We start from the raw sequence: 12,120 nt of genomic DNA on the forward strand, positions 1-12,120 counted from the left end.
TCAGGAGTTAATGCCTTCAGGCCTTGTTCCCGTATCGGGAGCAGGGGTGGCCCGCATTGTCTCCAAAAAAACCTGCCAGCTGTGCCATCCGGTCTTTTCATGGAGATTTACCGATGAACCGCATTTACCGTCTGGTTTTCAATCGTGCCCTTGGGGTAATGCAGGTTGCTTCGGAGGTCGCCCTGAATCCCGGGGGGAGCGCGGTCAGCGCAGGGCGGATACCGCGATTGCGGACGCACCAGCTGGCGGCGGCATTGGCCGCCACACTGGCCAGTGGATCGGCATTCGCGGCGTGTACGGGTACCACGACCGTAAACTGCGACAGCACCACCACCATCAACAATTACTCCAACGCGACCAACGGCCTCACGCTGAACATCGCTGCGGGTGCATTGCTGCGTACGCCGCCGATCGTAGGTGGAGGCAACGCAGCAACGCTGACCGGCGACAACGTGACGGTCAACAACAATGGCACGATCGATCCGAGCTCGATCGTCCTTGCCTCGCCCGGCCTGGTCATCGGCAATGGTTCCGCCAACAACAGCGCGATCGTCGTCAACAACAACGCCAGTGGACAGATCAAGGGTGTCGTCAACATCGCAACGCTGCTGGGCTTCGGTGGACAGGCGCTGGTGGCACAGAACGTCAACGGCACCACCACCATCAACAACGCCGGCCTGATCAGCACGTCGTTGATCGGCGCAGGCAGCGTTTCCGACGCGACCACGGTGGTGACCTACGGTGGTGCGGCAGCCAATGTGACCAACACCGGCACCATCGACGGGCGTGTCGGCCTGGGCGCTTCTGGCGGTAATACGTTCCTCAATGCAGGGGCGGTCAGTGGCAGCGTTCACCTGGGTGATTCAACCGGCGGCAATACCTTCACCGCAGTGTCGGGTTCCAGCGTTGTGGCCGGCGGTGGCACCGCCCTTGCCGGCGTGATTACGGGTGTTACCGGGGTGAAGGTTGCGGCAGCGGGAACGGTCGACGCGGGTACCGGCAGCGGTGCGGGCAACAACGCGCTGGTGCTGCAGAACAGTTCCGCCGGTCCCGGGTCAGGCACCGGCGGAGCGGTGACCACACTGGGCTGGAACCAGTACCTCAACTTCCAGAAGCTCACCGTCAACAGCGGTACCTGGAACCTGCAGGGCGCGTGGGGCGCATCCGGCCCGACGACGCTCAATGATGGCCTGGTCAATTTCAACAATGCCGGTTCATTCGGCACAGGGCTGTTCACGGCCAACGGCGGTGCCATCGCATCCTCCACGGCCGGTCTGAATCTGGTCAATGCGTTCAACCTCGGCGGCAATCTATCCCTGGCCGGGACCAATGCGTTCGGCTTGAATGGCGTGCTTTCAGGCGCTGGTGGGCTGACGGTCAGCAACACCGGCATTGTTACTCTCGGCGGCGCAAACCTGTTCTCCGGGGGCGTCAACCTCAATGCCGGCGGCCTGCTGCTGGGCAATGCCGGTGCACTCGGCAGCGGCAACCTGACCGTCGGTGGCAGCGCCTCGCTGGATACGACGGCAGGCTTCACCCTGGGCAACAACCTGGTGGTCAATGGCGGGGGCTCGCTGAACCTGCTGGGCAGCAATGCGCTGACATTGAGTGGCTCGATATCCGGTGCCGGCAACGTGACCAAGAACGGTGCCGGCACGCTGACCTTGAACGGTGCCAATTCGCTGAGCGGCAGCTTCAACCTGGCCGGGGGCACGTTGGCGCTGGGCGCGGGCGGCAGCCTGTCGCCCACCGGTGCGATCTCGCTGGACATTGGCACCAGCCTGGATCTTTCGGCGGCGGCCAACCAGACCATCGGCTCGCTGGCCGGCCTCGGCGGTTCGGTCAACCTCGGCAGCCACACCCTGACCCTGGGCGGGCTGGGCAATACCAGCTACAGCGGCACGTTCGCCGCAGGCACCGGCGGCCTGATCAAGGTCGGCACCGGTGTGCAGACCCTGTCGGGCGTCAACAGCCTCACGGGCGGTGTTGCGCTCAACGCCGGTGGCTTGTTGCTGGGCAATGCCGCCGCGCTGGGCAGCGGTACACTCTCTGTCGGCGGCAACACCACCTTCGACGGCACCACGGCGCTGGCGCTGACCAATGCTGTCAGCCTCGCATCGGGTGCCAGCCTGAATCTGCTTGGCGGGCAGGCGCTGACGTTCAACGGGGTGATCAGCGGCGCTGGCGGCCTGATCAAGGATGGTGCATCGTCGCTGACCCTCAACGGCGCCAATACGTTCGGCGGTGGTCTGGCACTCAACGCGGGCAGCCTGGTGCTGGGCAACGGCGGTGCACTGGGAACCGGGGCACTGAACGTCGGCGGCGCGGTATCGCTCGACGCCAGCGCCGGGCTCGCCGTGGGCAATGGCATCACGCTTGGCGCCGGTGGTTCGCTCAATGTGCTGGGCTCGAATGCGCTGACGCTGGGGGGTGTCATTGGTGGGAGCGGCAGCCTGGTCAAGAACGGCGCTGCCACGCTGACGTTGGGCGGCGCGAACACGTTCACTGGTGGACTGGCGGTAAATGCCGGAACGGTGGCATTGGCCAGTGGTGGCAGCCTGGCGGCGACCGGCGCGGTCAGCCTGGCCGGCGCTGGCAGCGCACTGGATATCTCGCTGGGTGGCAACCAGACCATCGGTGCATTGTCCGGTGTGGCGGGCAGCACCCTGGCGCTGGGCAGCAGCACGCTCACCTTCGGTGATGCCACCAACCAGACCTTCGCCGGCGTGATCGGCGGCACCGGTGGGCTGATCAAGCAGGGTACCGGCGTGCAGACGCTGACCGGTGCCAGTACCTTCAGCGGTGGGGTGAATCTTGCGGCCGGTGGCCTGGTGCTGGGCAACGCCGGTGCGCTGGGAAGCGGTGCGCTGACGGTCAGTGGCAACGGCTCGCTGGACGCCACTGCGGCGCTGAACCTGGGCAATGCGATCAACCTCGGCGCGGCCCTGAACCTGCCGGGCAGCCAGGACCTGACCCTGGGCGGCAACATCACTGGCACCGGCAGCCTGGTCAAGAATGGCGCGTCGACACTGACCTTGAACGGCACCAACACTTTCAGCGGTGGACTGAACGCAAACGCCGGCAGCCTGCTGCTGGGCAACAGCGGCGCGCTCGGTACTGGAGTACTGGGCATCGGCGGCAACGTCACGCTCGATGGCAGCGCCCCGTTGAGCCTGACCAACAATGTTGACCTGGGCGCGGGTGCGGCGCTGTCGTTGCCGGGCTCGCAGGCGATCACGCTGGGTGGCGTGGTGTCCGGTACCGGCAGGCTGGTGAAGAACGGTGCCAGCACGTTGACCCTCAACGGCGCCAACAGCTTCGGTGGTGGGCTCACCGTCAACGGCGGCGGCGTGTTCCTGGGGAACGCCGGCGCACTGGGCACCGGTGCACTGTCGGTGGGCGCCACTGCCACGCTGGACAGTTCAGCAGCGCTGAACCTCGCCAACAACGTCAACCTCGGGGCAGGCGCGGCGCTGGATCTGCTGGGCAGCCAGGACGTGTCACTGGGCGGTCTCATCAGTGGCACTGGCAGCCTGGTCAAGAATGGTACGGCCACGCTGGCGTTGAATGGACCCAACACCTTCAGCGGGGGTGTCGGCCTCAACGCGGGCCTGCTGCAGCTGGGCAATGCGCAGGCACTGGGTACCGGCCAGCTGGACGTGGGCGGTAACGCTTCGCTGGATGCAACGTCTGCACTCACCGTAGGCAACCTCATCGGCCTGGCCGCCGGTGCGAATCTCTCCGTGCTGGGCGGCAATGACCTGACGCTCACCGGTCCGGTATTCGGTGCCGGTGGGCTGATCAAGGACGGCGCGGCCCGCCTCACTCTGTCCGGCGCCAACCTCTACACCGGTGGCACCACCATCAACGCCGGCACGCTGGCGCTGGGGGCGGGCGGCAGTCTTGCCGCGGCCGGCGCGGTGGATCTTGCGGGTGCCGGTGCGACGCTGGACATCTCCGCAGCCGGTGCGGCGCAGACCATCGGCGCGCTGAACGGCGTGGCAGGCAGCCAGCTGGTGCTGGGCGCGCAGTCGTTGACCTTTGGCGGCGCCAGCAGTGGCAGCTTTGCCGGCGTGATCGATGGTACCGGCGGTCTGATCAAGGCAGGCGCGGGCGTACAGACGCTGTCCGGTGCCAATACTTTCAGTGGTGGCCTTGCACTCAACGACGGTGGCCTGATTCTCGGCAACGCCAGCGCACTCGGTACCGGTGCACTGGGCATTGGTGGCACGACCACGCTGGACAGCACCGTGGCGCTGAACCTGGCCAACGCAGTGAACTTCGGTGCCGGTACGCAGCTGACCCTGGGCGGCAGCAACGATCTCACCCTCGGTGGCGTGGTGGCCGGCAATGGCGGCCTGATCAAGAACGGTGCGGGCCTGCTGACCCTCAACAACACCAATACCTTCGATGGCGGCCTGACCTTGAACGGCGGTGGCCTGGTGGTCGGTGCGAATGGTGCGCTCGGTACCGGCGCGCTGGCGGTGAATGCCAGCACCACGCTGGACACGGGCGCGGCAGTGACACTCGGCAATGCGGTCACGCTGGGCTCGGGCGTCGTACTGACGTTGCCGGGCAGCAATGCGCTGACGCTGTCGGGCGTGGTCGGCGGCAATGGCAGCCTGGTCAAGAATGGTGCCACCACGCTGACGCTGTCCGGTGCCAACACCTACAGCGGCGGTACCACCATCAATGCCGGCACGTTGGCGCTGGGCGCGGGCGGCAGCCTTGCTGCAGCGGGTGATGTCACGTTGGGTGCAGGCGCTGGCTTTGATATTTCCGGTGCCGGCAGCAGCCAGACCATCGGCGCGCTCAACGGTGCGGGTGGCAGCACCCTGGCGCTGGGCGGCAATTCGCTCACCTTCGGTACGGCCGGCAACGCCGCGTTCGATGGCGTGATCAGTGGCGGCGGCGGTCTGATCAAAGCAGGCGCGGGCGTACAGACGCTGTCCGGTGCCAACACGTTTGGCGGCGGCGTAACGCTCAACGCGGGCGGACTGGTGCTTGGCAATGATTCGGCGTTGGGCACCGGCGCATTGACCGTTGGTGGTGCCGCCACGCTGGATACCACCGGCCTGGCAACGCTGGCCAACAACATCGCGCTCAACGCCGGGCTGACCGTGCTCGGGACCAATGCACTGACGCTCAACGGCGTCCTGTCCGGGGCCGGCAGCCTCACCAAGAATGGCAGCGCGACGCTGACCTTGAACGGCGCCAACACCTATACCGGTGGCACCAACATCAATGCCGGCACGCTGGCGCTGGGGGCCGGTGCCAGCCTGGCGGCGAGCGGTACCGTGAACCTCGCCACGGGTGCCACGCTGGATCTGTCTGCCGGCAGCGGCACGCAGCAGTTCGGCACGCTGGTCGGCAATGGTACGGTGAACCTCGGTGCCAACTCGCTCGAGGTCGGCGGCGCCACCGATGGCACCTTCAGTGGCTCGATCGCAGGCACCGGTGGCCTGACCAAGGTGGGCGCGGGCATCGAAACGCTGACCGGTGCCAACACCTACACCGGCGGCACCTTCATCAACGCTGGCACGCTGGCGATTGGTCCGGGCGGCAGCCTGGCCGCGACCGGTGCGGTGACGCTGAGCGCTGCGGGCACCGGCTTCGACATCTCCACCGCAGGTGCCAACCAGACCATCGGATCGTTGAACGGCGTGGCCGGCTCGACGGTGAGCCTGGGGGCACAGACGCTGATACTCGGTGGTGTGGGCAACAGCCTCTTCGATGGCGCGATTTCCGGCACCGGTGGCCTGGCCAAGAATGGCGCCGGCATCCTCACGCTGGGTGGCGCCAATCTGTTCAGTGGTGGCGTTGCACTGAATGGCGGTGGCCTGGTGGTCGGCAACAGCGCTGCGCTCGGCAGCGGCGCGTTGACGGTCGGAAGCAACGCAACGCTGGATGCAACGACCGGCGTCAGCCTTGCCAACAACATCGGGCTGGCAGCGGGTGCCAGCCTCGATCTGCTCGGCAGCCAGGCGCTGACGCTGGGGGGCGTGATTTCCGGCACGGGCGGACTGATCAAGGACGGTGCGGCCACCGTAACCCTGAGCGGTGCCAACACCTACACCGGGGGGACCACCATCAACAGCGGCACACTGGCAATCGGTGCCGGTGGCAGCCTCGCCGCAACCGGTGCGGTGAACCTGGCCGGTGCGGGCACGCTCGACATCTCCGCGGGTAACCAGGCCATCGGTTCGCTGGCCGGCGTTGCAGGCAGCACGGTGGCGCTGGGCGGCAGCACACTGACCCTGGGCGGCACCGTGGACAGCACCTTCAGCGGTGTGATCGGCGGCAGTGGCGGCCTGATCAAGAACGGTGCGGGCGTGCAGACGCTCAATGGCGCCAACACTTTCAGCGGTGGCGTGGCGCTCAACGCCGGTGGCCTGGTGGTCGGCAACAATGCTGCGCTGGGCACCGGTACGGTGACGGTCGGAGGCGCTGCGACGCTCGATTCGAACACTGCGGTCATCCTCGGCAACAACTTCATCCTCAGCAACGCGTTGACCGTCCTGGGCAGCAACAACCTCACCCTCAACGGCAACCTGAGTGGTACCGGCAGCCTGACCAAGGAGGGTGCCGCGACGCTGACCTTGAACGGCACCAACACCTATACCGGCGGCACCAACATCAACGCTGGTACGCTGGCACTGGGTGCGGGCGCGAGCCTGTACGCCAGTGGCATCGTCAACCTGGCCTCGGGGGCGACCTTCGATCTGTCGGCAGGCAGCGGCACGCAGCAGTTCGGTACCCTGATCGGCAACGGCACGGTGAATCTGGGCGCCAACACGCTGACGATCGGAGACGCCACCAATGGCACGTTCAGTGGCTCGGTGGCCGGCTCCGGTGGGCTGATCAAGGAAGGCTCCGGTACCCAGACGTTGACCGGCACCAACACCTTCACCGGTGGCACCACCATCAACGCCGGCACGCTGGCGATCGGCGCCGGTGGCAGCCTCGCTGCGACGGGTGCGGTGAACCTGGCCAACGCCGGTACCACCTTCGACATCAGTGCGGGGGGCGCGCAGGCGATCGGTTCGCTGGCAGGCGTGGCAGGCTCTTCAGTGGCGTTGGGTGGCAGCACGCTGACCCTCAATGGCGTGGGCAATACCACGTTCGCCGGCACCATCGGAGGTGCAGGGGGGCTGGTAAAGAACGGCGCAGGCATCCAGGGCTTGACTGGCGTCAACGTCTTCACGGGCGGCGTGACCCTCAATGCCGGTGGCCTGCTACTGGGCAACGACGGTTCGCTGGGAACCGGTGCGCTGACCGTAGGCGGCAACGCCAGCCTGGATGGCACCAGCGCGCTGACGCTGGCCAACACCGTGCAGCTGGCCAGCGGCACGCTGACTCTGGGCGGCAGCAACGCACTGACCTTGAACGGCCCGATCAGCGGCGCTGGCGGCCTGCTGAAGGATGGCGCGGCGACGGTCACCCTCGGCGGTGCGAGTACCTATACCGGTGCCACCACCATCAACAGTGGCACGCTGGCGGTGGCGGCCGGTGGCAGCCTGTCCGGTGCCAGCACGGTCAACCTGGCCGGTGCCGGTACGCTGGATATCAGTGCCGGTGGCAGCCAGAGCATCGGAGGCCTCGCTGGCGTGACCGGTTCCAGCGTGGTGCTGGGCGCTGCAACGCTGACCACCGGCGGCAACAACGCCAGCACCACGTTCGCCGGCGTGCTCAGTGGCACCGGCGGCCTGGTGCAGAGCGGTACCGGCACGCTGACCCTGAGCGGCGACAACACCTATACCGGAGGCACCACCATCAACGGTGGCAGTACGCTGCAGATCGGCAACGGCGGCAGCACCGGTTCGGTGCTGGGCGACATCACCAACAACGGCAGCCTGGTCTACAACCTGGGTACGACGGCCACCGTGGGCGCGGTGGTCAGCGGCAGCGGCGGCTTGACCCAGGCCGGCAGTGGCACGCTGGTGCTGACCGGCAACAACAGCTACACCGGTGGAACCACGATCAATGCCGGTGGCACATTGCAGATCGGCAACGGCGGTGCGACCGGCGCGATCGTCGGCGACATCACCAACAACGGTGCGCTGGTATCCAACGTGGCCGGCAACACCACGCTCGGTGGCACCATCAGCGGCAGTGGCGGCCTGACCCAGGCCGGCAGCGGCACGCTGACCCTGACCGGCAACAACACCTATACCGGCGGCACCACCATCAGTGCCGGCGGCACGCTGCAGGTGGGCAATGGCGGTGCGACCGGCGCGATCACCGGCAACGTTGCCAACAACGGCAGCCTGGTGTTCGACGTTGCGGGCAACACCACGGTCGGCGGTGCGATCAGCGGCAGTGGTGGCCTGACCCAGGCGGGCAGCGGTGTGCTGACCCTGGTGGGCAACAACACCTACACCGGTGGGACCACCATCAATACCGGCGGCACGCTGCAGGTGGGCAACGGCGGCGCGACCGGCGCCATCGCTGGCGACATCACCAACAATGGCGCGTTGATTTCCAACGTGGCCGGCAACACCGCGCTGGGCGGCACCCTCAGTGGCAGCGGCGGCCTGATCCAGGCCGGCAGCGGTACGCTGCTGCTGACCGGGACCAACACCTATACCGGCGGCACCACCATCAACGCCGGCAGTATGCTGCAGCTGGGCAATGGCGGAGCAACGGGCTCGATCGTCGGTGATGTCACCAACAACGGCACGCTGGTGTCCAACGTGGCCGGCAACACCACGCTGGGCGGCACCATCAGCGGCAGTGGCGGCCTGACCCAGGCCGGCAGCGGTACGCTGACCCTGACCGGCAACAACACCTATACCGGCCCGACCACCATCAACACGGGTGGCACGCTGCAGGTGGGTAATGGCGGCGCCACCGGTGCGATCGGCGGCAGCGTCACCAACAACGGCAGCCTGGTGTTCAACGTGGGCGGCAACACCACCGTCGGCGGCGCCATCAGCGGCAGCGGTGGCCTGACCCAGGCGGGCACCGGTACCGTGATCCTGGCCGGCAACAACACCTATACCGGCGGCACCACCATCAACACCGGCGGCACGCTGCAGGTCGGCGATGGTGGCGCCAGCGGTGCGATCACCGGCAACGTTGCCAACAACGGCAGCCTCGTGTTCAACGTCGGCGGCAACACCACGGTGGGCGGCACCATCAGCGGCAGTGGCGGCCTGACCCAGGCCGGCACCGGCACCCTCACGCTGACCGGCAACAACACCTACACCGGGGGTACCACCATCAATGCCGGCGGCACCGTGCAGGTCGGCAATGGTGGAGCCAGCGGCGCGATCACCGGCAACATCACCAACAACGGTGGCCTGGTCATCAATACCGGTGGCACCACCACGCTTGGCGGCAGCATCACCGGCGGTGGCAGCATCGTGCAGGCCGGCCCGGGCACGCTGAATCTGGGCGGCAACAGTGGTGGCTTCAGCGGCACCGGCCAGGTCACCGGCGGCGGTTTGAATGTCACCGGCACGATCGGCGGCCAGTGGACCATCGGCAGTGGTACGACCCTGTCCGGCACCGGCACCATCGGTGGTACCGGCGGTGGCGTGACGGTGTCCAGCGGCGGCGTGCTGTCGCCGGGCAATGGCGCGGGCAATGGCAGTGGTGCAGGCAATGGCACCGGCACGATCACGGTGGGCGGCAATCTGAACCTGTCACCGGGCAGCACGCTGGGCATCGACCTGGGCGCCACCGGCAGCGACACGGTGCAGGTGGGCGGCAGCGCGAATGTGGGCGGCAGCACCGTGCGGGTGAATACCATTTCGCCGAGCACCAGCTACCAGCAGGGCCAGCAGTACACGGTGGTCAATGCGGGCGGTGGCGTGAGTGGGCAGTTCGCCTCGGCAACCTCGCCGTCGGCCTTCCTGACCATCACCCCGGTCTACACCGCCAACACGGCCAACCTGCAGATCGACGTGGCACAGACCGCAGCGTTCACCACCGTGACCAACACGCGCAACCAGTACAACACCGCCGCGGCGCTGGACAGCCTGCCGCAGAGTGGCGCGGCTCTGGGCCTGTACAACACGGTGCTGATGTATGACGCCGGCACTGCGCGCAGCGCATTCGAACAGCTCTCCGGTGAAGTGCACGCGGCCAGCCGCGCGGTGCTGCTGTACGACAACTACCTGGAAGAAGGCATCCGCCAGCGACTCGGCAGCGAGTTGCCGACCGTGCGTGGCGAGCGCGCTTCGGCCTGGTTGGCCGGCAGCGGCAAGGTGTTCAGGCAGGATGGCGACGGCAATGGCGACGAGATCCGCGCCAATCGCAATGCGCTGATGGCCGGTGTCGACTGGCAGCTGGGCGAGCATATGGTGCTGGGTGCAGCGGCCGGCAACGAACGGCTGGATACGCGGCTGTATGATCGCAGCTCGCGGGCCCGCCTGCGTGGCCACACGTTCGGCCTGTATGCACAGGGACAGTGGAACAACGGCTTCGCGGTTGGCGGCAGCGTGTCGCGCGGTGACTACCGGACGCGCACCACGCGTGAAGTGCCGTTGTTGGGCCAGACCCTGTACAGCCGCCAGGATTCCGATGTGACCATCGCCCAGGTGGAAGGCAGCTGGACATGGACCCACGGCAGGACCCAGCTGCAGCCCTATGTGCAGTTCACCAAGCACTGGGTCGACAGCGATCGTGCGGTGGAGCAGGGCGGCAGCGCGGCACTGGTGCTGGAAGGCGGCAAGGACACGCTCAATGTCAGCACCGTGGGCGTGCGTGGGCGCTGGGACGTGGGCAGCGGCGAGCGCTTCCCGGCGCAGCTCACGGTCGGCCTGGGCTGGCAGCACGCCTCGGGTGACACCGATGTGGCCAGCCGCAACCGCTTCGCGGTGGGCGGCGACGCCTTCGATGTCTACAGCGCGGTGATGGCACGCAATGCCTTGGTCAGCCAGGTGGGTGTGGCGGTCGGCTTCGGCCGCAACAGCCAGCTGTCGATGTTCGTGCAGGGCCAGCATGGCGATGGCCGCCGCGATGTCGGCGGGCAGATCAACCTGCGCGTCGGGTTCTGAGGGAGCAGGCGGGCGGTAGAACCACGCCCTGCGCGGATGGCACCGGGGCGGGAGCGCTAGAGCTCCCGCTCCATTTCAACGGCGTCGATCCCGGCGCCATGCCCATCGGGCACGATGCGCGCCACCTGGAAACCCAGGCCGGCATAGAAGCCCTGGGTGTGCTGGCTGGTGCTGAGCGCGATGCGCTTGATCGAGGGATCCGCTCCGGCCTGGCGCAGGCGCGCGAGTGCCAGTGTGCGGCCCAGCCCCTGGCGGTGCAGCGCGCGCTGCACCATGCCCCAGCAGAAGCCGGCGCTGCCGTCGCCACGGCGCGAGAGGCCACCACAGGCGACGACGTTTCCATCGCGCTCGATCACCTGGAATGCACCGCCCGTGGCCTGCTCGCGCAGGAAGCGTTCGAAGTCGCTGCGCTCTTCGGGCGCGAAGTAGGTGGGTACGTTGCTGTCGAAGATCGACAGGCAGGCGCGTGCGTCGGCGGGTTGGTAGACACGAAGGCTCATGCAGCCACCATAGCGTGCGGATGGGGCTGGGTGGCCTCTGGGTTATGCTGTCGGGCAACGGGAGTGACCGCGCGGCAGGATCCGCCGGCCCCATTCGTCTTCCCGCCTGCAACGGAGCTGCCCAGCGATGCCCGACCCTTCTTTTTTCCGGACTGCCCAGCTGATGCGCGGTCTGCTGTTTGGCGTGGTGGGTCTGTTGATCCTTGCCGTGGCCGCCTTCGAGGTGACACATCGTCTTGAGTTCCTGGAGGTCGCGCAGGCCGTTGATGGCCAGGTTGAGCGCCTGAACGCCGGCGGATCGCATCCGCAGGTCGCGTTCACCACCGCGACCGGCCAACGCGTCTCGTACCCGCAGGGCGGCATGATCTTCGGCTATGAGCCTGGGCAGCCGGTACGCGTGCTTTACGACCCGGCGCAACCGCGGCTGGAGCCGGTCCTGGATACGTTCGGTGCGCTGTGGGGAATGACGGTCGTGTGGGTGCTGCTGGGGCTGGCGTTCGTCGGCGCCTGCGTGCGGAGACTGCTCCGGCGCAGATGACCTGCGGCGGATCGCGCGCCGTCGGCGGGCCGGCCGTTGGACCGGCCACGACGGCAGGGCCTGTTCAGTCCGGTAGTAG

3 protein-coding genes are annotated in these 12,120 nt (G+C 67.4%); 2 read left to right on the forward strand and 1 reads right to left on the reverse strand.

Annotated features, from left to right (window positions below):
- Positions 1–113: 113 nt before the first annotated feature.
- On the forward strand, positions 114–11,003 hold the full coding sequence (locus tag ACUDTM_RS16940) for an autotransporter-associated beta strand repeat-containing protein (protein WP_445391419.1): 10,890 nt from the start codon (positions 114–116) through the stop codon (positions 11,001–11,003).
- Positions 11,004–11,059: 56 nt separating this feature from the next.
- Here the strand turns inward: ACUDTM_RS16940 and ACUDTM_RS16945 are convergent, their stop codons facing one another.
- Complete coding sequence (locus ACUDTM_RS16945; RefSeq protein WP_343646327.1) at positions 11,060–11,503, reverse strand: GNAT family N-acetyltransferase; 444 nt, start codon at positions 11,501–11,503, stop codon at positions 11,060–11,062.
- Between the two features lie 127 nt (positions 11,504–11,630).
- Here ACUDTM_RS16945 and ACUDTM_RS16950 point away from each other — a divergent pair, with 127 nt between their 5' ends.
- Positions 11,631–12,041 carry a DUF3592 domain-containing protein gene (locus tag ACUDTM_RS16950; RefSeq protein WP_269777698.1) on the forward strand — a complete coding sequence of 137 codons (411 nt, stop codon included), beginning with the start codon at positions 11,631–11,633 and terminating at the stop codon, positions 12,039–12,041.
- The last annotated feature ends 79 nt before the right edge of the window (positions 12,042–12,120 follow it).

Source organism: Stenotrophomonas maltophilia group sp. vghtpe118, from assembly GCF_052605195.1.